Here is a 21935-nt window from a genome sequence, read left to right as displayed (position 1 = left end):
ACTTTCTAAAAATCAATCATTACTTGCGTTTTGAGTTGATAAAACGTTCAATACGATCCAATGCTTCCATGATTGTATCAAGACTCGTTGCATAAGAAAGTCTTACGTTGTCTGGCGCACCAAATCCTGAACCTGGTACTAAAGCCACTTTTTCTTCTTCTAGAAGAGCTTCTACCCACTCATCGACTGAAGAGAATCCTGTCATTTTGACTGCTTCTGTAGCATTCGGGAACAGATAGAACGCACCGTTCGGTTTTACACATGTGATGCCAGGAATCGTGATCAAACGGTCGTACACTTTGTTCATGCGTTCTTCAAACGCTTGACGCATCTCTTCCACAGGCTCTTGTGTTCCGTTATAGGCTGCAAGTGCACCGTGCTGAGATGTTGTTGTCGGATTCGATGTACTATGGCTGTCTAAGTTCGTCATCGCTTTGATGATCTTAGCGTCACCTGCTGCAAAACCGATTCTCCAGCCTGTCATCGCATGTGATTTAGAGAGACCATTGATGATGATCGTCTGTTTCTTTAGTTCAGGAGAAAGCTCAGCAATCGATGTGTGCTTCACTCCGCCATAAACTAACTTTTCATAGATTTCATCAGACACGATCAACACATCATGCTCTAGGCAAACTTCTCCGATCGCACGCAGTTCATCAGCTGAATACAGAGATCCAGTCGGATTACTCGGCGAGTTTAAGATCAGTGCCTTCGTTTGTTTTGTGATCACTTTTTCCAGGTCTTCTGCTGTAATCTTGAATCCATTCTCTTCTTTTCCTTCTAAGTAAACGGGTGTACCGTCTGCTAGTTTCACTTGTTCAGGATAGCTCACCCAATATGGAATCGGGGTGATCACTTCGTCTCCTTCATCAAGGATCGCTTGGAACAGAGAGTACAATGAATGTTTCGCTCCTGTACTAACGATGATCTCAGACGTTTCATACGTTAACCCTTGATCTTGCTGCAACTTGTTCACGATCGCTTTTTTCAGAGTTAAAAGGCCACCGGAAGCCGTATATTTTGTGTGTCCTTCTTTCATAGACTGATAAGCCGCTTCAATAATATGTATCGGTGTATTAAAGTCGGGTTCACCTGCACCAAGTGCGATTACATCGTGCCCTTCTGCCTTTAATTGGTTTGCTTTTGCTGTGATTGCCAGAGTTGTTGAAGGAGTTAATGCCTCCACACGTTTTGCAAGCTTCATACTACTAAATCCCTCCACTTTTTTATTCATCTAATTTCTATTGATCTGATTCTTTCAGACGATAGATCTCGTATCGCTCACCTGATTCAAAATAACCGTAAAAATACGTGTAGCGATCCTGCGTGTCGTAATAGACTACTTCCCACATTGGAATTCCGTCTTCCATGCCTAAACGGCTGTCAACGATCGTCTTCGCATCATGGTTCTGTTTCACATAATTCAGAATCTGTTTCTCTGAAAGCCCTTCTTTCGCGTTCAAAGAGGTAACCTTTTTGTCTTTATCGACCCAAACGATCTTGTTTGTGCCTTTTTTGTTCTTGCCTTCTACTACATAATACGTCTCATTCTTATAAAAGTGATCCACATTCGTAATAGAAACGAGGTCCTCTTCTTTCTTAGCAATTTCAACAGCTTCTGCTTCTTTTTTAGCGGGTTTTGCTTGAACGCCATTAAACAGATAATAAGCTTGCCAGGTTGCTAAGATTAGAATGCCAATAATAACAAGTATCCACTTTTTCCCCATATTTAAGCCTTCCTATGTGCGATAGATCGTAAAAATCATCTTATTTTTATTTTCGTCATCTAACGCGAGCCCAAACATTAAATCTTGATGCTTTAATGTTTTGTTCAGTTCAGATACTACTTTATACAAGTCACTTGACTTGTCCACCTTTAGCGTCGAAAGAACTTCAATTTTACTTTCCACGGTTCTTCCTCCTCTGACATGAATCTTTTCCTTGTTTACTATAGCAGAAAATCGGTGAAAAAGGTACTTTAGAATCCTTTAATAAGAAGGAAAAATGACTTTGTATTCTGCTTACTTTGTTTACGAGCTTCCTTTCATATGAGGTAAACACAATCAAACCGACCAGATAAAATATGGTCGGTCACAAATGGGAATTATCGTTATCATTTTAATGAATCTATTTTTACATCTATAGGTGTTATATCAAGAATTACATTTACAAAAGAGTAATCGTCTTTCTGCCCGTCCGTATATCCCCAAAAACCTTCTGTTTCTTCGGTCTTACGAAAATTCAACTCAAATCCCTTTCCGTTATTAAAACTGTAACTATTTACACTCTCCGCTCCAGCGTTATCAACTAGATTGTAAGAGATAAATTTGTTTAACTTGCCGTGAGCGCTTAAGACACCTGAATGAGGTGGTACTGTATGTTCGTAATACTCGTAGCCTTTTGTGCTTTCTTTCTTCTCGTTAATGGTTATGTTCTTCGTTCTTAGATCGAGCATATCTCCTTGATTAATCCAAGATAGTTTAATATTCTTAAATTCACTTTTACCAAGATCTGGACGTTTTAGCTGTTGAGACATATCGATTAACGTTACGCCACCTTTTCCAACAACTTCAGCTTTTTTCTCTTCGTTATATATGACAAGTGCCGTGTCTTCATCAATCCCATATGATAAATTCTTAGGTTCCCCTTTTTCATCTGCTACCGCGATCAAGCGTCCAAGACGTGCTTTGTTATCAAAGTGCTGATCAATGATGCCGTGTTCAAAAAAACCGAGCCCTCGTTCTAGATAACCTGGTCCTCCCTCTTGTTGCAGCATCCCGTCATACGAATTCGTAAATCCGGATGCTAATGTATCATGACTGCCTCCGCCGGCAATCATTACATCACTCATTATAGCTGCTCCTGCACTCGTTCCACCTAGTACAGCTCCGTTTCTATACGTCTTCCAAATCGCGTTCAACACTTTTGAATTTGTTCCGTTCTTGTTTAATAACGTATCTGTAATCTTTGTCTGATCTCCACCTACAAACCAAACCGCATCTAATTTCTCAACATGTTCTGCAAGTTTTTGATCGTTCTTATTTAAATCAGCCCATTTTGATTCATCTTCCGGTGTTTTTTTGTCATCACTTACAGTGAGAGGAAGAATTTCTATATTTTCTGACGACATCCCGTATCGGACGAGGTCTTCTTTAAATGCCTTAGATGAAGTTAAGCTTGAGCTTGCAGCAGGAACGATCCCGACTCTGGAATCTTCTTTTTGTTTTGCAAGATCAATGAACTTGCTATATACGTCATGATTACTGCTTCCTAAAGAACCTCCGCCAATCAACAGGTTTCCTTTAACCGGTTTCGAGCGATCAATGACTGGAGGTATAAACGAAGACTTTTTGTACTCAGTGAATGCATTCGTATTCTTTTTAAAACTTACCTTTTTTGGAGCAACGTCGAAAGCAACGTTCGTAAATGAATAATCGTCTTTTTGTCCATCCTTATAACCCCAATAACCTTTTGTGTTTTCCGTTTTTCTAAAAGTAAGCTGAAATCCTTCACCTTGAGAATCATACAAATAACTTTTCACAGCATCAGTTGTCCTATTGTCGATCAAAGAATACGAGAGATATTCTTTCAACCTTCCGTAAGAAGTAAAAACTCCTGTTGCATCAAGTGGCTTGAATTCGTAGTACTCATATTCGTTCGTCTCAGCTTTATGATCACTTATGAAAAATTCTTTAGTAGAAACATTTAAGTGGTCACCTGACACAAGATGGCTGATATAAACATCTTGAAAATGAGCATGATCAGAATCAGTAACCTTCGCTTTACTAACATCAACAACAGAAACGCCGCTTCTTCCAACGATCTTGACTGTTTTTTGTTTATTGTTCACGATAAGAGCTGTATCTTCATCTACACCATAAGCAAATTGATTGTTTGTTTTTTCTTTTAAAGCTGTCATCACCAATCTTCCAAGACGTGCACGTTCATCAAAATGCTGATCTACAATGCCATACTTAAAGAATCCGAGCCCTCTTTCAAGATGCACAGGTTCGTATTCTTCACTTGATTTTAGGTTACTCTTCTTCACAAACTCATTGTTTAGTGCGCCTAAGCTGTCACCACCTGTAATCATCACTTCGCTCATAATGGCTGCACCAGCGCTCGTTCCTCCAATGACACCTCCTTCCCTATACATTTTCCAGATCGCGTCTAATGCTTTTGTCCGATGCCCGTTCGGTTTTACTAATGTATCTGTAATTCTAAGCTGATCTCCACCAACAAACCAGATCGCACTATAATTCTCAATCTTTTTGGCTATCTTTTTGTTGTTTGCGTTTTTTTTCCATTTCGATTCATCTTCTGGCGTACCACTGAAATCTTGATTTGCTAGAGGAACGATCTCGATCTGATGTTCAAGTAACCCATATGTAATGAGATCGGTTTTAAAGCTTTGTGTTGATTTTAAGGAACTACTTGCTGCAGGTATGATCCCAATTTTCGCCTGTTTCTTACCACCTGCTAAAGTGATAAACTCGTTAAACACTTCCTTATTGCTACTACCTAATGCTCCCCCCGCAATAACAAGGTTCCCGTTCCAATCATCCTTGTTTTTCGCAAAGCTCATTGATGAAGTAGTCAGTGATAAACCAAGTGTCACAGCCAACGTTACAGACATCCATTTTTTGTTCAAGATATTAATTCTCCTCCATTCACATAGATCTATCTTTTCAAAAAGACTACTCTTGAAAGAAGATCTAAATTTTTTAGAAAATTCAATATACTTATTGCAAGATACGTGCCAAAGCGGGATTGCTTGATAACCGATGAATCAATTTTAATTGGTTATTATTAGGCTGATACAAAAACCCACAAAAACACCCTAAAAAAACTAAACTAGTATACTATTTCGTTTTTATAATAAAAAAATCACCTCTTTTAGAATGAGGTGACTGCTTTTATAATAACTAAAAATATTTTTTAAAGCCTCTACTAACAGATCCATCAAACCCTTCTCTTTCAAAAAATTGATGTGCTCTGTCTCGTTTTGAACTACTCAAAAGCATGATTCTGTGACAGTCGATCGAACGGCAATAATGTTCTGCATGTTGTAAAAGTTTTTTTCCTATATTTCTACCTCGAGAATTCTCATGTACGATAATATTTTCAATCACTCCATAAGGTCGAAAACCATGCAATGCTTGCAGGCATATGTTTAATGTCAATGTCCCTATCAGTTCTCCAGCTTCTTCATAAACAAATATAAAATTGTTTTCATCATTCCTGATTGTTTCAATTTGTTCTTCTCTTACATGCATCTTTTTACTATTTGGAACTAACATCCGGTAAAGTTCGAGCAATCTATTTCTATCCCTTTTTTCAGCTTCACGAATCATACAGGAAACTCCTTATAGTTATTTTATGATGTATTTGGTTCGTTAAAGGGAGTAGAATGTCCTCCTAACCTCACTTTTCTAAATGAAAAAAAAATTTAGAGCAAAGAAAAAAGAAGAAGCAAAAAATCTGCTTCTTCTTTCACCTTATTCCATCCAATCATCAAGTTCTGACACGAGTTCATCAATTGGTTTGATCGATACCGGCAGTTTTGGCAGCGATTGAATGAAGGATTTTCCGTATCTCGTCTCGATCATTCTTCTGTCGAACACGAATACGGCTCCTTTATCTCGGCTGCTTCTTACCAATCGGCCGAACCCTTGCTTAAAGCGTATGATCGCTTGCGGCAGGGAAAGATCGTAGAACGGATTACCGCCTTCTGCTTTTAACTTCTCGCTTTTAGCCGCCATCACAGGCTGATCAGGCGGTGTAAACGGCAAACGGATGATAACGAGACAAGAGAGATCGTCACCAGGGATATCGATACCCTCCCAAAAACTGTTCGTCCCAAACAGGATGCTGTTATCAAATCGCTGGAAGTTCTTTGTGAGACGCGCCCGGCTTCCAGAATCTACGCCTTGTGCGATCAGTACGAACTCTTCGGCATCCATCAAGCTTTTGAACGCTCCGTGTGTCTCTCGCAACATCTCGTAAGAAGTGAACAGAACGAGCATACGCCCTTTCGTTACTTTTGCGATCTCGTAGAGAGAAGACGAGATTTTTTTAACGAACGTTTTCTGATCCACTTCATTAATGAGCGGAATGTCAGTTGGCACCATCAGCTTCGCTTGTTGTTCATATTGAAATGGTGAAGGAAGCTGTGCGCTGATCGGACCAAAGTCTAAAAGTCCAAGCCGTTCACTCAAATAACGGAAACTGTTCTTCACACTCATCGTCGCAGAAGTGAGCACGACCGAGCTCTTCTTCCCAAAGAACTTATCAGCTAGAATCTGATCGATCTCAACCGGCTTCGCAAAGAGTGTAACCGCATGTCTCGGACCTTTTGATTCTGCTTCCATCCAGTACACTTCTTCAGATAACGGGCAAGACAATAAGTGATGCAGATCTGTCATCTCATCCTGCAGATCGTTTAAGATGCCTTCTAAGTCGACTAAGAAACCTTTTTGCTGAACCGTTAGATGTTCTTCGTACTGATCAAAACTCTTTATAACACGTTTGACAGGCTTCACAAGATCACCCATAAACTGACGTACTCGTGCTTCCATCTCTAGAACTGGCTCCCAAGCGGCAGCCTCTATATCTTCTTTCGTATAACGAAGGGTTAATTTCGTTAACTCTGTTGAGCGAGAAGATTTTGCTTTGCGTAAACAGATCGTCTTGATCTGCTTGAAAATCTCATCAAGCTCATTCTTCACATCAGTAAAAAGAGTATCCCAATTGGCGAGATGGTGTTCGTATTTAGGGACTTCAAGTAGATCGCAGATTTCCCTAAACGTATTCATCATTCCGTCTCCATCAGTCTGAGATAGACGATCTAAGAGCTTAACGAATGAAAAATAATCGGTCTCTTTTCCAAAATGATCGCTCACGACTTCTTCTATGTGGTGCGCCTCGTCTAAGACGACTTCTTTATAAGCAGGCAGCAGTTGATTATCAGACTTCAAGTCGGTAAACAACAACGCATGGTTCGTGATCACAAGATCTGATTCATGAGCGGCTCTCCGCTGTTTGTGATAATAACATCTGGAGAACCAAGGACATCTATGGTTCAAGCAAGAATTTGCATCACTTTTGACCGTGTTCCAAAACAGCTTTCCACCAGAGGCCATGGACAGTTCTTCTACGTCACCTGTCTCCGTTTCTGTAAGCCATACGATGAGTTGTGCTTTTGTAAAGTTCATATCGTAGTTATCATCGTGATGATCCATTAGCGTATGTTCAAATTTTCTTAAACACAGATAATGATTTCTTCCTTTAAGAAGAGTCGCTGTAAAATCAAATGGCATGATTCTTTTCAACAGTGGAACATCGCGTTCTAACAGCTGTTGCTGAAGCTGAACGGTATGTGTAGAAACGACAAGTGGCCGGTCTTTTTCCTTTGCATGCCGAATACCCGGTATAAGATAACCGAGCGATTTACCTACACCGGTTCCCGCTTCAATCACAAGGTGCTGATTCGTATGAAGTGCCTCGTCAACGAGTTCGACCATTCTCTGCTGACTTTTTCGCACTTCGTAGTGCTGCATATGCTGCTGAAGCTGATCATGAACCTCTTCGTCTTTAAAGGCTGTAAAATCATTATCTGAAGATTGTACAAAATCTGGTCTTTTTTTAAGAGCGAGCTTACGATAAAAATCATATGTCTCTTCATCTGCTAAAAAAGCTGACTTCTCCGCGATCATATCTCCTACGATACTCTCTAAAGAACTCTGCAGTTTCTTTAGAAAAGGTGTAAGTCTCTCAAGTGTTGTGAGTGGGAGATTTTCTAGCTTTTCTAATAGATGGATCAAGAGTTTTGCTGTTACTTCTGCATCACTGTCAGCTTGATGAGGGTTAAGGTGTTCTAACCCTAAGTAATCGGCAAGCATACCGAGCTGATAGCCGTCTGCTCCTAAAAGAAGCAATCTTGACATCTCAACCGTATCAATTAGCGGCATGGATAGCCGCGAATACCCTGCATGGTCGAGTTCACCTTGCAAAAACGAATAATCAAACATGACATTATGGGCAACAAAATAAGCTCCTTCTAACATCTGAAGGAGCTTTGGTGCCACTTCTTCAAACAACGGGGCATCTTTCACCATATCGTCGTTGATGCCCGTCAATTGCTCAATAAATGGGGGGATGGGAACGCCTGGCTGGATGAACGTCGAAAATCTGTCCGTTATCTTTCCTGCCTCAACGGCGACCGCACCGATCTGGATAATTCGGTCTCCTTTTGCTGCTGAATTTCCTGTTGTTTCAAAATCGATAACGACAAATCGCCGTGTCATAGCCTTCACCTCATTCCCCTGTGGCTTGTTTTATATCGAATTAATAAATAGTAGCCTCAGGTTCAACTCCGAGCATCTCTTGTACACGATTGTTCTTGTCCATAATCGCAACTTTCGGTACATGATGTCTTGCTTCGGTCTCATCATACATTCCGTAGGAAATAACAATAACAACATCCCCTTCTTGCACGAGACGTGCTGCTGCGCCATTTAAGCACATCACACCAGAACCTCGTTTTCCAGGGATAATATACGTTTCAAAACGTGCACCATTATTATTATTTACAATCTGAACTTTTTCGTTCGGAATCATATCAACAGCATCTAAAATATCTTCATCGATCGTGATGCTGCCAACATAGTTTAAATTAGATTCAGTCACCGTAGCACGGTGGATCTTGCCTTTCATTAACGTACGGAACATGTTTCTTCCTCGCTTTCTAGTCTACTTAAAATGTTGTCTAAGATGACATTATCAATCAAACGCGCTTTGCTGAATTTTACAGCTACAGCAATGATCAATCTTTTAGATTGGGGTGTAGGAGGAAGAAGTTCAGGATACGAAAGAATCTTGCAATAATCAACAATACCGCTCGTATGTTCCTCCAAGTATTTTATCATCTTTTGTTCGGTCTCACCACTATCACCCTCTAAAAGCCATTTTTTCGCTTTTACAAGAGATTCACTCAGATGAACCGCTTCTTGTCTTTCGCTGTCATTGAGATATACGTTTCTAGAACTCATCGCAAGACCGTCAGCCTCACGCTTTGTTTCACACCCGATCACTTTTATTGGAAAGTTAAAGTCTTCAACAAGACCTTCGATGACAGCCACTTGCTGCGCATCTTTCAGTCCAAAATAAGCGAAATCAGGCGAAACGATATGAAACAGCTTTGTAAGTACTGTCGCAACTCCGTCAAAATGCCCAACTCGGCTTTCCCCGCATAGCGCATCTACTCGTTTGTTTACGGAGACTGTAACAACCGATTCATCGGGGTACATCTCTTTCGTATCTGGAAAAAATAATACATCTGCTCCCGCTTTTACTGCCAACTTTTGATCACGATCAAGATCACGAGGATATCTGTCAAAATCTTCGTTCGGTCCAAATTGCAACGGATTTACAAAGATACTGACAACGATCACATCAGATTCTTTCTTCGCACGTTCGATCAAAGATAAGTGACCATCGTGCAGATACCCCATCGTAGGTACGAATCCTATTACTTTTCCAGCTCTTTTTTCATCAGCGATTAGTTTTTGCATGTCTTTGATGGAATTGATCTGTTTCATGATTGGACTCCTCCGTACAGAGAATGAAGCGTTTCAGCCTTCATATTAAAACTGTGGCTTTCTTCAGGAAACTGCTCTGTTCTTACGTCTTCTTTATATTTTAAAAGCCCCTCGACCATAACATCCTTCACGTTTCCATACGTTTTCACAAACTTCGGTACATGGTGAAAACCGTATCCAATCATATCATGGTAGACTAGGACTTGCCCGTCTGTATGTTTACCTGCACCAATCCCGATAACAGGAATTCTTAGTTTCTTTGTTACGATCTCTGCTAACTGCTGCGGAACGCATTCTAAAACGATCGCGAAAGCACCAGCTTTTTCAAGCAACAGACTCTCTTCGATTAGTCGCTCTGCGTCTCTTTCTTCTTTTCCTTGAACACCATAACCGCCCATCACACCTACCATCTGAGGTGTTAGACCAAGGTGTCCCATGACAGGAACTCCAGCGTCAGTTAATCGTTCAACAGTTTGAACGATCTGTTTTCCGCCTTCTACTTTGACAGCAGAGGCACCACTTTCTTGAAGAATTCTTCGTGCATTCTTCAATGTTTCATCGATCGAACCGTGATACGTCATAAACGGCATATCCGTTACGATAAACGTGTTCGGCGCGCCGCGTTTAACGGCTTTCGTATGATGGATCATATCTGCCATCGTAACGGGAATCGTTGAATCATAGCCAAGCACGACCATGCCAAGAGAATCTCCGACTAACAAAAGATCCATCTCCGCTTTTTCACAGATTACCGCTGTCGGATAATCATAAGCCGTTACCATCGTGATCTTTTCGCCATCTCTCTTCATCTTAAGAAAACTTTTCGTCGTTTTCATCATAAAGCCTCCCTGTTCTTTGTTTGGCTTTTTCCATAAGCAGTTGTTTTTTGTTAGGTTCTTTCTAACGGAATGTTGCTATTTGGAATTTAATCCTCATAGCATGTTGATTGTAGCGGAAGGTTGCCGACTCCTACGGGACGAGCGGTCAGGTGGAGACTCCTAATGGCGCAAAGCGGCAGGAGGCTCACCGTTCGCCCCGTGGAAAGCGTGCAACCTGGAGCGAAAATCAACATCCCTCAACAACAGGGCATTACGGAAATTGCCTTTAACTAACAGGGCCAGAAGTGCAAAAAACCTTCTTTCCAATAGAGGAAGAAGGCATAGGAAAAAATCCTAGACTTTAATTGTTTGCTCCCTCTGTCCCGGTCCTAAATATGGATCTAGGCAGATATAAGGTTTGTGGTCAAAACTAGATAAAATTAGTGCAGTTCCACATGGATACCGCCTACAACTTTATTTTATCACGGACTTTCCTTAAGTAGAAGGAAATTCGATATCAGCTGAATAGATGGAGTGTACGACGCCATGATCGTCTTCTAAAAGCAGCACGCCTTCTTCAGTGATTCCTTTTGCATAACCTGTGATCGCTCCTGTTATGGATCTTGCTGTGATTCGTTTACCTAAACTGAAGGCTCGCGATTCCCATAATAACTTTATAACTCCAAATCCTTTTTCAAGATATTGATGATACAAAGCTTCGATCTCTTGAAGAAGCACACCAACTACTTCAGCTCGTTTGAATGTTTGCCCGCTCTCAATCGCTAGACTTGTAGCGATCTCACTGATCTCATCAGAAAAGTGCTGTCGTTCTTGATTCACGTTGATTCCGATGCCGACGATGACCGAATGGATAGAATCCGCTTCCGCTTGTAGTTCTGTTAATATACCAGCTGACTTTTTACCGCTGATTAAAATGTCGTTCGGCCATTTGATCGCTGCTTCAATGCCTGATACTTTTTCGATCGCTTTAGAAACAGCTACCGCTATTAGCAATGTAAGCTGAGGAGCTTTTTGGAGGGGGATGTTAGGCTTTAAGATCAAGCTCAGCCAAACCCCTGTCCCCTTGGGAGATTGCCACGCTCTCCCTAACCGTCCTCTGCCACCGGTTTGTTCGTCAGCGAGTACGATGCTTCCTTCGACCGCGCCATCTCGAGCAAGAGCATGTGCGATCTCTTGAGTACTATTTACAGATTCTCGGTATGTGATCTTCTTACCGAATGATCCGTCACCTGTGTATAATGACACTTCTTCAGCCGTTACGGCATCAGGAGAAGTAATCAATCGGTATCCTTTCTTCTGAACAGCTTCGATCGTGTAGCCGTTCTTACGAAGTTCTGATATGTGTTTCCAGATCGCTGTTCTCGAACAATCGAGTCTATTGCTGATCTCTTGACCTGAAACAAACTTTCCTTCTTGTTCTGTAAGCATGTGCAACAGTGCTTCTTTCATCATGGCTCCCACCTTTTTACCCAATCCTTTAGTGCGGACGTGCTGAGGTCTAGTTCACCCTCAACGATTTTTTTCTCCATCTCTTCTAAAAGCTTTCCTAACCAAATTCCTGGTTTTCGTTGTGTGATCTTTGTTATTTCCTTTCCGTCTAGCGGAATATCTTTTCTAGATGTGATCGGAATCTCGGTATATCGCTGTTTAAGTTGAACGATCTCTTCAGCATAATCCTTATTTTCGATCGCACTTTTTAACGTAATGCTTGATAATGCTGTTTCCAAGCCAAATCGGTACAAATCCAACTTGCTCCATGAAGTAATACGATAGGCGGACATAAGCTCACCTACTTTTTTGATCATGTGATTCGGAAGCTTCCAACTTTTTAAAAATTCTCTAACATCACTCACATCAGATAACAATAAAATAGCTGTCCATCTTTGTTCATCAGATTCTAAAGTGTTCCAATCAAAATCTTGATAAAGACCAGTCTGTTTCTCTTGCATAACAGTAGGCAAGTGATCAAGAACAGAGCTTTTCTTCATTACATTTAGAACAATACCCGCTTGTACACCTTGAAGCAGTTTAATGAATTCAATCGCTATACGTTCGGTTGAGATTCGCTCTAGCAAGTATGCTTTACTTTTGAGCGCAAGCATTGTTTCTTCTTCGATCGTCATGTTAAACATGCTCATGAACCGGCAAGCTCTCATGATGCGAAGAGGATCTTCTGAAAAGCGCAGATTTGGATCTCCGACAGTCCGAATCTGCTTTCTCTCAAGATCTTCACGTCCTCCAAAGTGATCGATCAACTTAAACGATGTATCCATGGCCATCGCATTGAAAGTGAAATCTCTTCTAGAGAGATCTTCTTTTAAATCATCAACAAACCATACTTTTGAAGGCCGTCTGTAGTCTTGATATTCATCTTCTTTTCTAAACGTTGTAACTTCGTAAGATACAGATTCGTGTCTCACGATAACTGTTCCATGTTCGATACCGACCGGGATGGTTTTTGGAAAGATTCTCTGAATGTCTTCGGGTCTTGCAGAGCTCGCGATATCGATATCTTTGATCGAACGGGCGAGTATGAGGTCTCGCACACAGCCTCCAACAAAATAAGCTCTGTGCCCTTCCTCTTCCAATCGCTTTAATATCGGCAAGGCGTTTTGGAACATTTCGTTCATACCGTGCGATCCTCTACTAAGGAATAATAGATATCTTCATAGATCGAGACGATTTTTTCAGATAAGAAATGTTCTTTAACATGTCTTACGGAATTTTCTCTGAACTTCATTAATTTTTCTTCATCCTGCAAAAGAGCTATCGCTTTTTTTGCTACCGATTCGGGATTACCTAGCTCTACCATATAACCTGTTTCCCCATCCACGATTACTTCCGGTATTCCACCGATATTGGTTCCGATAACAGGTACGCCGCATGCCATTGCCTCTAACAGTACGAGTCCAAAGCTTTCTTTTTCAGATAAAAGTAGCTTCAGGTCACAGATCGAGAACAACTCACCGACATTCTCTTGTTTTCCTAAGAACAAAACATCCTCTTCAATATCCAATTCACGTACCAGTTCGCACGCCGTCGTTAGTTCTGGACCGTTTCCGATCAGTAACAGCTTTGAAGAAAGTTCTTTTCGAATGAGCGCAAATGATTTGATCACATCTTCTAATCTTTTTACTTTCCTAAAGTTAGATATATGGACGATTACTTTTTCATTCTCTTCAATTCCGTACGTTTGTCTCAATTCAGCATTATTGCTTCTTCTGTAATACACTCTTTCATCTACAAAGTTATGTACAGGAATGATGTCTTTGTTGATATTTAAAAGCTCTAGCGTATCTGCTTTAAGTTGATGAGAAACAGATGTAACCACATCAGATTTCTCGATACCGAACTTGATCATCTCACTTAGTGAAGGATCGTAACCGAGTACCGTAATATCTGTTCCGTGTAGAGTTGTAACAATCTTCATTTCATCGTTTAGCATTTGTTTTGCTAACACCGCACAAACGGCATGCGGTACAGCGTAATGTACATGAAGAAGATCTAGCTTTTCTCTTTTCGCCACTTCTGCCATCTTGCTAGCTAAAGCAAGGTCATAAGGTGGATATTTAAACACAGAATAATGGTTCACTTCCACTTCATGAAAGAAGATATTCGGATAGAATTTTCCTAACCGAAAAGGAACACTTGATGTTATAAAATGTATCTCGTGCCCTTTTTCTGCTAATAGTTTTCCTAGTTCTGTTGCAACCACTCCTGATCCGCCTACGGTCGGATAACAAGTGATGCCGATTTTTAACGTCATAAAACTTTCTCCTTATAAATGGTTAGTTATATAAGTTTGTTCTGTGATGAACCCTTCTGCATAACTCACACCTGCTTCAAGACCAAACAGCTTATCACGGGATTCTACACGTTCGATATAACCGTTCGTTAATGGTGTTTCAACGCTTTCTAGTGTTTTCACAAACTGCGATGGGTAGGCTTTTAACGCCTCAATCTTCGTTTCGTATGAGCCCGTAACATCTACAAACAATTGAGGTCTTTCTGCACTGTTGATCAAGTAATAAAAAATATTTTTTACTTTATGTGCAGGTTGATGACTTTTGTCTTTGATGTTTTTTATTCCTGCAGAAAAGACCGCTTCTTTTACGAGACGAGCACAGTTCCCATGGTCTGGGTGACGATCGACCCAATAGGGAGCAAATACATACTCTGGCTTATGCTCACGGATCACTGAAACCAGCTTTAGAATATGATCTTCCTTCATATAAAGACCACGGTCAGGCAACTGTAGGTTACTTCTTTTTCTAACTCCTAAAAGTTCAGCTGCTCTTTCAGCCTCTTTTTTACGGATGTCGACAGTGCCGTTCGATGACAGTTCTGCTTCTGTTAAATCACAGATAATTACGTCACGGCCTCTCTCTGTTTCTGCTTTAATCGTAGCTCCCATACCAATTTCTACATCATCGGCATGAGCGCCAAAGGCAAGCCAGCTTTCAACGGTCATTTTTTCTTTGACTCTCTTTCATCTATTATTTTTCTCCAATCCAGATCTCCTCGTTCAAGTGATCGAATAAAAAGTTCTGCTGAAGCCAAGTTTGTTGCGAGCGGAATCTGATACACATCACATAAACGCATTAGTGCTGATACATCAGGCTCATGAGGCTGTGCGGTCAACGGATCTCTGAAAAATAGAACAAGATCAAGATCATTTTCTGCAATTAATGCTCCGATCTGCTGATCGCCTCCTAATGGCCCCGATTGAAAACGTTTGATATCAAGCCCCGTTGCTTCGTTTATTTTAAACCCTGTTGTTCCTGTCGCAAACAGGGTATGGTCCTTTAAGATGGGTGCGTATGCGACGGTAAAATTGATCATATCGTTCTTTTTCTTATCGTGCGCAATTAAAGCTATCTTCATAGTATCCCCTCTTAATCCATAATATTTTCAAGGCCGTATACAAGACCTTCAATGTTCATCACACTTTCTACCGCAAGTCGGACACCTGGCATGAAAGACGTTCTGTTCATCGAATCATGACGGATCGTTAAGACTTGACCTTCACCGCCGAAGATAACTTCTTGATGCGCGACTAGTCCAGGTAATCTTACACTATGAATACGAATTCCTTCTAGTTCAGCGCCTCGAGCTCCTTTAAGATCCTCATTTTCATCTGGATGACCTTGTTTCTTTTCTTCACGAACTTCCGTGATCAGTTGTGCTGTTTTTAATGCCGTGCCAGACGGCGCATCCAGCTTTTGATCGTGATGTTTTTCAATGATTTCTATGTCCGGAAGGTATTTCGCTGCCATTTGAGAAAACTTCATCATTAAGATCGCACCGATCGCAAAGTTTGGCGCGATGATGGCACCAGTCTTCTTTTCTTCAGCCAACGCCGTTAGACGCTCGAGATCTTCATTTGAAAAGCCTGTCGTTCCAATTACTGTGCGAAGACCGTGGTTAAGAGCCAACTCAAGATGTTTTTTGCCGATATCTGGACGCGTAAGATCGACAACGACATCAGCTTCAATAGAAGAAAGGCAGTTTCCCATATCATCGTATACAGGTGCTTCTAGAGACTGTGGTGCACCAGTTAAATCTTTAACTTGAAGTCCATCATTTTTTGAATCTACTGCAGCCACTAGTTCAAAATGTGGAGTTTCCTCGATCATCTTCAACGCTTCTTGACCCATCTTTCCTCGTGGTCCTGCAAGTATGATACGAATATTATTCATGAGTAGTCTCTCCTTCTTTTTTAGTCCATCTGTCTTTGTCTCGTGTTTCAAACTTATTCATTACTGTCTTTAACGCATCGTCCAGATCTATATCGAGGGAATTTGCCAGACAGATCAACACAAAGAACATATCCCCAAGTTCTTCTTCGACCGTCTTTTTATCCTCTGTTGATTTCTTCGGTTTCTCTCCATAATGATGGTTCACTTCACGGGCAAGTTCCCCTAATTCTTCTGTTAATCTTGCAAGCATAGCTAAAGGACTGAAATAGCCTTCTTTAAACTGCGATATGTATTGATCTACAACGTCCTGACTCTCTTTTAATGTACGATTGGCCATGATGTTGACACTCCTCATTCAATATTAGTCTTCTTTATGTTATCGGTATTTTTTCTGTTTGACAAATTTCATGAAATTTCGCTTATAATAGGAAGGCATGACTAAAAACAACTGCTATATTATTGAAGAAGTATACCTCAAAGCAACGATCTTGTATTTTAGAAAAAGCTTTAAAGAAAGTAGGCCTCATATGACTTATCCGATCAAACTAAAAAATATTTTATTCATCTTACTTGGCGCTGCCATCTTTTCGTTCGGAATCGTTCATTTTAATATGACGAACAATTTAGCAGAAGGTGGTTTTACTGGGATCACCCTTATTCTTTATTTTCTTTTCTCGATCGATCCTTCTTATTCTAACCTAGCGCTCAACATTCCATTGTTCTTTGTTGGTTGGAAGCTGCTTGGCAGAAACGCTTTCATCTATACGATCATCGGTACAGTTGCCGTTTCGGTGTTTCTATTTATCTTTCAGCGCTTCTCTTTTGTTACGATCAATCTTAAAGAAGATATGACACTTGCTGCTTTGTTTGCCGGTGTATTTATCGGAGTTGGGCTAGGAATCATCTTCCGCTTTGGTGGAACGACTGGCGGAGTAGATATTATTGCAAGACTCGGTCATAAATTTCTAGGGTGGAGCATGGGGAAAACGATGTTCATCTTCGATTTCGTCGTTATCGCAATCTCTCTCGTATACTTAGATTATAAAGAAGCTATGTACACACTTGTTGCTGTCTTCATCGGTGCGCGAGTGATCGACTTTATGCAAGAAGGCGCATATGCTGGAAAGGCAGTCATGATCTTTTCAGATAAGAATACCGAGATCGCAGCAGATATCATCAAAGAGTTGGACCGTGGTGCGACGATCTTAAACGGTAAAGGTTCTTTTACAGGAAATATCCGTGAAGTGCTGTATTGTGTTATCGCTAAGAACGAGATCGTTCGGATCAAGCAGGTAATTGAACGTATCGATCCGCATGCCTTCGTTACCGTAAATGATGTTCATGAAGTAATCGGTGAAGGTTTCACACTTGATGCTGATAAGAATCCGATAGGCAGATAGAAAAAAAGCTCCCGATAAAAATATCGGGAGCTTTGCTGTTTAATTAGAATTAGTCGTCTTGGTTCATCCCTAAGAACATGAAGATAAATCGTGCTAGTTCGAGTAACGCTACTAAGGCACCAGCTACATAGGTTAATGCAGCTGCGTTTAAAACTTTACGTGCTCCGCGCTCTTCATTGTTACGAATCAGACCCGTTGAAACGATCTGGTCCATGGCACGAGAGCTTGCATTAAACTCAACCGGGAGTGTAACGAATTGAAATAATACAGCTACTGACATGAAGATAATCCCTAGAAGGAACATGTTCATCGAGCTTAAAAGCATACCACCGAGTATTAAGAAAAACGAAAAGTTAGATCCGATGTTAGCAACAGGAACTAGTGCATGTCTGAAACGTAAGAACGCATAGCCTTCTGCATCCTGAATCGCATGTCCTACTTCATGGGCTGCAACGGCTGCACCTGCAATCGAACTTCCGTAGTAGTTATCTTCAGATAAACGAACTACTTTGCTGCGAGGGTCGTAATGATCAGATAGCATCCCTCTAACTGGCTCTACTTGAACGCTGTAGAGTCCATTTTGGTCTAATATCTCTCTTGCTACTTCCGCACCTGTCTTACCTGTGCTGTTACTCACTTTTGAATACTTTTTGTACGTGCTTTTCACTCGCATCTGAGCCCAGATTGGAACGATAAGCAAAATTGCGAAGTAGATTAAAAATCCACCCATCGTTGGCATTCCTCCATATAAAAAGCTTTTGATACTCACATTTTACGTTTTCAACTCACAGTTTGTCAAAGAATACGCATGACTCATGACCCATTAACGTTTATCTGGCACTCTTAATCCATCTTGCTGATCACCCTTGTATTTTCTCCATCCTACATAAGCTAATGTTGATGATATGATTCCACCGATTGAAAATATTAGCCAAAAGAGAGATGGCTCTGAGTTATCTTTTTTCGCGAAGAACAATGCTTCAAAATCAGCAGCAGCTGTCTCGAGCTGTTTTTGATGAACGGAATCCGTAAGAATCTTACTGCGGTTCGTATCAACATAAGAAACGTGTTCATCGAGCTTTTCTAAATCTTCATCTTTCAAGTCGACCATGAGTGCCGGTCTGACCGTTTCGTACCGTTCGAGTAATAGGTTAGCAGCCTGATGAAACGCCACTGAATCATCTTCACTAATTCCTTTTTCCATCGTGATAAAAGGCTCTAACATCATCAGACCTGTTTTTTTCCATAACGGTTCATATTCTGTCTGAAGGGCATCCACTAATAAACGAACCTCTGTAAGTTTGTTTAACTTTTTTTCTTTTGACCATTCGGGATTCTGAAGAGAAGACACAGCATCTCTGAACGTATATTCAACAAGACGCTTCTGTTCCGGTCTCAAGGACAGGACATCTTCTATATGAATGATGTTGGCGGAAGTAAACTGCAGCACGCCAGCTGCTTCTTCATACCGTTCTATTTTACCAAGTTCCCAGATCTCACTCGTAAGCTCATTGATCAGAGACCATTCCTTCGTTTCTGTATGATTTGATGCAAATGCTGGCATAGCAAGTCCACAAACCATACAAAGAACCATCAATGCCCATCCAAACCTTCTCATCCGTTGTCCCTCCTGTACCCCTTATACTTAAAACGTATGAGAGCTGGGACAAGGATAGACCTATAATTAAGGATTAGGAGCGTGCTCTACGCTTTTCTCATTTTCCAAACAATGAAAATTGAAAGGGCGGACAACCAAAAGGTTAAGTACCCGATCATATCTTGATACGGATCAAGAATGTCATATCTCGGCATCATATCAAACACATAGTCGATGATCTCGTTATGAAAAAGGACGAGTGCAGCAAGCGTAACATGCCAACCCTTTATCTTATAAAACGGAGCATAAAGTAGCCCTTGAACCGCCATACCCAGGTGAGAAAAGATAAGCATGTAGTTAATGGGATCGAGTGGCGTTCCAACAAAAGCACCACCAAGATTCATTCCAACTGCCCATATACCATACTTAAAGAGTGTTGCTACAGCCAATGCCTCGATCGCCCCATGCTGTTTATCTCTCAAGAAGCCGATAATAACAAAAACAAAAAATAGTGATGCTGTAGGGCTATCGGGTACGAACGGTAAAAAGTACCATGGAGTATCTTGAAGCTGATAAAGATACCAATAATAACCGTAAATTGTGCCTAATATGTTGATTAAAAGTAGTGCTAGTAAAAACATTCGATCCATGATGATCGTTCGAATCCAGGACATAATCACATGCTCCTTTTTTTACTATGTTCAGAAAAGAAGCCGACCCATACTGAGCCGGCTTCCGTCTATTATTTCTTTTCTAGTTTTGAGATAAATTCCGCTAATTGTTTTAGCTCTTTATCTGAACCTTTAAACGCATTCGGAGGCATGCCTGGCGGCTTACCTTCTTTAGCGATTTTCATGATTTCTTCAGGCTTCAAACCTGTTCCGATCAATGAAGGTCCTGATGCACCACCTGATAACGTGTTACCGTGACAGCCTACGCAGCTCTGTTTTTGGTAGATCTTGTAGCCAGGATCGTTTTCATCAAAACTTACATCAACGATCTTACCTTGAGTCTTCGCTTTTTCCCAATCGTGTGTCACAACAGATTCCCATGTTAAATATGTAACAGAAATCAAACCTAATAACATTAACCCAGTTGCGATCGGACGTTTAGAAGGACGTCGCTCCAACCCTTTGTCTAAGAATGGCGCAAGCATTAATGCACCAAATGCTAGACCAGGTATAATAACAGTACCGATAAGAACATAATCCCCTGCCGCATACTTGTACTTCAGAAGCTGGTATAAAAATAGGAAGTACCAGTCTGGTAGAGGAATATATCCAGCATCGGTAGGATCTGCTTTTTTCTCCAAAGGAGATTCATGGACGATTGTCAGTACGAGGTATCCGATCAAGAATACGGCTCCTACCATCCATTCTTTTAAAAGAAAGTTTGGCCAGAACGCTTCCGTTTTTCCCGGAAACTCCGAATAATCTTTTGGAATATTCGGTTTGCGCTCAGCAGGGACACGAGAGTCACCGACAAACTTCATTCCTTTACCGCGATGCATATATTTCCCTCCTTTGCTCTTATGAACCTTTTAATCTTATGTTTGTTCTTACAACGGTCCGGAAATACCTTGTTTACGGATCATTAAGAAATGGGCACCCATCAAGCCTAACAATGCTGCAGGAAGGAAGAATACGTGAATCGCAAAGAATCGCGTAAGCGTCTGTGCTCCGATAATCTCTCCGCCGGCAAGGAAAGTTTTCGCGATTGGACCAACAACAGGAATCGTCATAGCGATCTCAATTCCTACCTTAGTCGCAAATAGCGCTTTCATATCCCAAGGCAATAGATAACCTGTAAAACCTAAACCTAACATAACAAAGAAAATAAGTACTCCAACAACCCAGTTTAATTCTCTCGGCTTCTTATAAGCTCCCTGGAAAAATACGCGCAATGTATGTAGAAACATCATTACAATAACAAGGCTCGCGCCCCAGTGGTGCATTCCGCGTACAATAACTCCAAATGCCACTTCATTTTGCAGGTAATATACGGATTCCCAAGCATTCACGATATCAGGTACATAATACATCGTTAAGAACATACCTGAAAGAATTTGGATAACCGTGATGAAGAACGTTAATCCACCAAAACAGTAAACAAACGCAGAAAAATGATGTGCGGGGTTTACGTGTTCCGGTACTTCATGGTCTGCAACATCTCTCCAAAGCGGCGTAATATCCAGGCGCTCATCTACCCAGTCATAAATCTTTTGTAGCATTCATTACGCCCCCTTTCTTGGTTTTGCCTTTCCTAAATAAAGCTTTCCATCTTTCACCTGGCTGTCATATACATCAAGTGGTGCAAGAGGTGCAGTTCCCTTAACATTAGTTCCATCCTTCGTATAACGGCCTAAGTGGCAAGGACAGAAGAACTGGTTAGGGTGTGATGGATCTGTATTCCAGTCTACCGTACAACCTAGATGTTTACAGATTGGAGAAAGTGCGATAAAATCACCATTCTTCGCTTTATAAACCCAGGCAGATTGAGTGACATCAGACTCGTACCAGCCATCTTTTTGTTTGATTTTAAAATCGAAACGCTTTGGTTCGTTCGCGATCTCTTCCACGCTCGTAACCGCTACCAATTCTTGATCTGTTCCCTCTTTCAAAATCGGATCAAGGGCGAAACGGACCATTGGCATAAGCATGCCGGCAGCCATAAATCCACCAACGCCAGTTAATGTGTAGTTTAAGAACTGACGTCTTGAAATATCTTCCTTTGACATTGTTTTCCCCCCCTTATGCTGTAAATGACGGTCCATCCGGACTTTTACACACATATTACTAGGA

The 21935-nt window shown here is 41.0% G+C and carries 23 protein-coding genes; 1 reads left to right on the top strand and 22 read right to left on the bottom strand.

Annotated features, from left to right (window positions below; genetic code table 11):
- Positions 1-19: 19 nt before the first annotated feature.
- From P4V41_RS09565 to P4V41_RS09490, 16 genes are all read right to left on the bottom strand, one after another.
- Positions 20-1204 (bottom strand): pyridoxal phosphate-dependent aminotransferase, encoded by a 1185-nt coding sequence (locus P4V41_RS09565; protein WP_328084603.1) that lies wholly within the window; start codon positions 1202-1204, stop codon positions 20-22.
- A 37-nt stretch (positions 1205-1241) separates the two neighbouring features.
- Positions 1242-1727: a DUF5590 domain-containing protein gene (locus P4V41_RS09560; RefSeq protein WP_328084602.1), complete on the bottom strand. Its 486-nt coding sequence runs from the start codon at positions 1725-1727 to the stop codon at positions 1242-1244.
- A 12-nt stretch (positions 1728-1739) separates the two neighbouring features.
- Positions 1740-1910, bottom strand: a complete 171-nt coding sequence (locus P4V41_RS09555) for a YpmA family protein (protein ID WP_082820684.1) — start codon at positions 1908-1910, stop codon at positions 1740-1742.
- Between the two features lie 203 nt (positions 1911-2113).
- Complete coding sequence (locus tag P4V41_RS09550; protein WP_328084601.1) at positions 2114-4651, bottom strand: cyanophycinase; 2538 nt, start codon at positions 4649-4651, stop codon at positions 2114-2116.
- 274 nt (positions 4652-4925) lie between these two features.
- The gene (locus P4V41_RS09545) at positions 4926-5354 is read right to left on the bottom strand and encodes a GNAT family N-acetyltransferase (protein ID WP_328084600.1); all 429 of its coding nucleotides are present in this window, start codon (positions 5352-5354) and stop codon (positions 4926-4928) included.
- 144 nt (positions 5355-5498) lie between these two features.
- Complete coding sequence (gene dinG / locus P4V41_RS09540; protein ID WP_328084599.1) at positions 5499-8306, bottom strand: ATP-dependent DNA helicase DinG; 2808 nt, start codon at positions 8304-8306, stop codon at positions 5499-5501.
- 40 nt (positions 8307-8346) lie between these two features.
- A complete protein-coding gene (gene panD, locus P4V41_RS09535) occupies positions 8347-8730 on the bottom strand; it encodes an aspartate 1-decarboxylase (protein WP_066395605.1) in 384 nt (127 codons plus the stop codon).
- Positions 8715-9599, bottom strand: coding sequence for a pantoate--beta-alanine ligase (panC, locus tag P4V41_RS09530; protein ID WP_328084598.1), 885 nt, complete (start codon positions 9597-9599; stop codon positions 8715-8717). Before panC ends, panD begins: the two co-directional genes overlap by 16 nt.
- A complete protein-coding gene (gene panB / locus P4V41_RS09525; protein ID WP_328084597.1) occupies positions 9596-10435 on the bottom strand; it encodes a 3-methyl-2-oxobutanoate hydroxymethyltransferase in 840 nt (279 codons plus the stop codon). Before panB ends, panC begins: the two co-directional genes overlap by 4 nt.
- A gap of 477 nt (positions 10436-10912) precedes the next feature.
- Positions 10913-11899: a biotin--[acetyl-CoA-carboxylase] ligase gene (locus P4V41_RS09520; protein WP_328084596.1), complete on the bottom strand. Its 987-nt coding sequence runs from the start codon at positions 11897-11899 to the stop codon at positions 10913-10915.
- Positions 11887-13068, bottom strand: a complete 1182-nt coding sequence (locus P4V41_RS09515; RefSeq protein ID WP_328084595.1) for a CCA tRNA nucleotidyltransferase — start codon at positions 13066-13068, stop codon at positions 11887-11889. The genes P4V41_RS09520 and P4V41_RS09515 overlap by 13 nt, the downstream gene beginning before the upstream one ends.
- On the bottom strand, positions 13065-14204 hold the full coding sequence (bshA, locus tag P4V41_RS09510; RefSeq protein ID WP_328084594.1) for an N-acetyl-alpha-D-glucosaminyl L-malate synthase BshA: 1140 nt from the start codon (positions 14202-14204) through the stop codon (positions 13065-13067). The genes P4V41_RS09515 and bshA overlap by 4 nt, the downstream gene beginning before the upstream one ends.
- Before the next feature lie 12 nt (positions 14205-14216).
- A complete protein-coding gene (bshB1, locus tag P4V41_RS09505) occupies positions 14217-14909 on the bottom strand; it encodes a bacillithiol biosynthesis deacetylase BshB1 (RefSeq protein ID WP_328084593.1) in 693 nt (230 codons plus the stop codon).
- Positions 14906-15322, bottom strand: coding sequence for a methylglyoxal synthase (mgsA, locus tag P4V41_RS09500; protein ID WP_328084592.1), 417 nt, complete (start codon positions 15320-15322; stop codon positions 14906-14908). The genes bshB1 and mgsA overlap by 4 nt, the downstream gene beginning before the upstream one ends.
- Positions 15323-15333: 11 nt before the next feature.
- Entirely contained in the window at positions 15334-16137 is an 804-nt protein-coding gene (dapB, locus tag P4V41_RS09495) for a 4-hydroxy-tetrahydrodipicolinate reductase (RefSeq protein WP_328084591.1), read from the bottom strand.
- On the bottom strand, positions 16130-16474 hold the full coding sequence (locus tag P4V41_RS09490; RefSeq protein WP_137789064.1) for a nucleotide pyrophosphohydrolase: 345 nt from the start codon (positions 16472-16474) through the stop codon (positions 16130-16132). Before P4V41_RS09490 ends, dapB begins: the two co-directional genes overlap by 8 nt.
- Before the next feature lie 190 nt (positions 16475-16664).
- On the opposite strand from P4V41_RS09490, the gene P4V41_RS09485 reads away from it, so the two are divergent.
- Positions 16665-17537 (top strand): YitT family protein, encoded by an 873-nt coding sequence (locus P4V41_RS09485; protein WP_137789063.1) that lies wholly within the window; start codon positions 16665-16667, stop codon positions 17535-17537.
- Between the two features lie 49 nt (positions 17538-17586).
- On the opposite strand, the gene P4V41_RS09480 is transcribed toward P4V41_RS09485, so the two are convergent.
- The 6 genes from P4V41_RS09480 to P4V41_RS09455 form a co-directional block, all read right to left on the bottom strand.
- Entirely contained in the window at positions 17587-18267 is a 681-nt protein-coding gene (locus P4V41_RS09480) for a zinc metallopeptidase (protein WP_328084590.1), read from the bottom strand.
- Between the two features lie 93 nt (positions 18268-18360).
- A complete protein-coding gene (locus P4V41_RS09475) occupies positions 18361-19155 on the bottom strand; it encodes a sporulation protein YpjB (protein ID WP_328084589.1) in 795 nt (264 codons plus the stop codon).
- An 86-nt stretch (positions 19156-19241) separates the two neighbouring features.
- Positions 19242-19808: a DUF1405 domain-containing protein gene (locus P4V41_RS09470; protein WP_328084588.1), complete on the bottom strand. Its 567-nt coding sequence runs from the start codon at positions 19806-19808 to the stop codon at positions 19242-19244.
- A gap of 68 nt (positions 19809-19876) precedes the next feature.
- Positions 19877-20644 (bottom strand): menaquinol-cytochrome c reductase cytochrome b/c subunit, encoded by a 768-nt coding sequence (locus P4V41_RS09465; RefSeq protein WP_328084586.1) that lies wholly within the window; start codon positions 20642-20644, stop codon positions 19877-19879.
- Between the two features lie 48 nt (positions 20645-20692).
- The gene (gene qcrB, locus P4V41_RS09460; protein ID WP_066241815.1) at positions 20693-21364 is read right to left on the bottom strand and encodes a menaquinol-cytochrome c reductase cytochrome b subunit; all 672 of its coding nucleotides are present in this window, start codon (positions 21362-21364) and stop codon (positions 20693-20695) included.
- 3 nt (positions 21365-21367) lie between these two features.
- A complete protein-coding gene (locus tag P4V41_RS09455; RefSeq protein WP_137789058.1) occupies positions 21368-21871 on the bottom strand; it encodes a ubiquinol-cytochrome c reductase iron-sulfur subunit in 504 nt (167 codons plus the stop codon).
- Positions 21872-21935: the final 64 nt, after the last annotated feature.

The sequence above is a fragment of the Fictibacillus nanhaiensis genome, from assembly GCF_036213205.1.
Lineage (GTDB): Bacteria > Bacillota > Bacilli > Bacillales > Fictibacillaceae > Fictibacillus > Fictibacillus nanhaiensis_E.
Note: the sequence above shows the minus strand (reverse complement) of the source record. Positions and strands in the feature narration are given on the sequence as shown.

Bases quoted from the DNA above. Each gene is read 5' to 3' on its own strand.
- P4V41_RS09515 (WP_328084595.1), bottom strand. From the start codon at position 13,068: ATGAACGAAATGTTCCAAAACGCCTTGCCGATATTAAAGCGATTGGAA.
- P4V41_RS09545 (WP_328084600.1), bottom strand. From the start codon at position 5,354: ATGATTCGTGAAGCTGAAAAAAGGGATAGAAATAGATTGCTCGAACTT.
- P4V41_RS09485 (WP_137789063.1), top strand. From the start codon at position 16,665: ATGACTTATCCGATCAAACTAAAAAATATTTTATTCATCTTACTTGGC.
- P4V41_RS09470 (WP_328084588.1), bottom strand. From the start codon at position 19,808: ATGTCCTGGATTCGAACGATCATCATGGATCGAATGTTTTTACTAGCA.
- mgsA (WP_328084592.1), bottom strand. From the start codon at position 15,322: ATGAAGATAGCTTTAATTGCGCACGATAAGAAAAAGAACGATATGATC.
- panD (WP_066395605.1), bottom strand. From the start codon at position 8,730: ATGTTCCGTACGTTAATGAAAGGCAAGATCCACCGTGCTACGGTGACT.
- dapB (WP_328084591.1), bottom strand. From the start codon at position 16,137: ATGAATAATATTCGTATCATACTTGCAGGACCACGAGGAAAGATGGGT.
- P4V41_RS09455 (WP_137789058.1), bottom strand. From the start codon at position 21,871: ATGTCAAAGGAAGATATTTCAAGACGTCAGTTCTTAAACTACACATTA.
- P4V41_RS09490 (WP_137789064.1), bottom strand. From the start codon at position 16,474: ATGGCCAATCGTACATTAAAAGAGAGTCAGGACGTTGTAGATCAATAC.
- P4V41_RS09565 (WP_328084603.1), bottom strand. From the start codon at position 1,204: ATGAAGCTTGCAAAACGTGTGGAGGCATTAACTCCTTCAACAACTCTG.
- panB (WP_328084597.1), bottom strand. From the start codon at position 10,435: ATGAAAACGACGAAAAGTTTTCTTAAGATGAAGAGAGATGGCGAAAAG.
- qcrB (WP_066241815.1), bottom strand. From the start codon at position 21,364: ATGCTACAAAAGATTTATGACTGGGTAGATGAGCGCCTGGATATTACG.
- panC (WP_328084598.1), bottom strand. From the start codon at position 9,599: ATGAAACAGATCAATTCCATCAAAGACATGCAAAAACTAATCGCTGAT.
- P4V41_RS09560 (WP_328084602.1), bottom strand. From the start codon at position 1,727: ATGGGGAAAAAGTGGATACTTGTTATTATTGGCATTCTAATCTTAGCA.
- bshB1 (WP_328084593.1), bottom strand. From the start codon at position 14,909: ATGACCGTTGAAAGCTGGCTTGCCTTTGGCGCTCATGCCGATGATGTA.
- P4V41_RS09480 (WP_328084590.1), bottom strand. From the start codon at position 18,267: ATGGGTGGATTTTTAATCTACTTCGCAATTTTGCTTATCGTTCCAATC.
- P4V41_RS09475 (WP_328084589.1), bottom strand. From the start codon at position 19,155: ATGAGAAGGTTTGGATGGGCATTGATGGTTCTTTGTATGGTTTGTGGA.
- bshA (WP_328084594.1), bottom strand. From the start codon at position 14,204: ATGACGTTAAAAATCGGCATCACTTGTTATCCGACCGTAGGCGGATCA.
- dinG (WP_328084599.1), bottom strand. From the start codon at position 8,306: ATGACACGGCGATTTGTCGTTATCGATTTTGAAACAACAGGAAATTCA.
- P4V41_RS09465 (WP_328084586.1), bottom strand. From the start codon at position 20,644: ATGCATCGCGGTAAAGGAATGAAGTTTGTCGGTGACTCTCGTGTCCCT.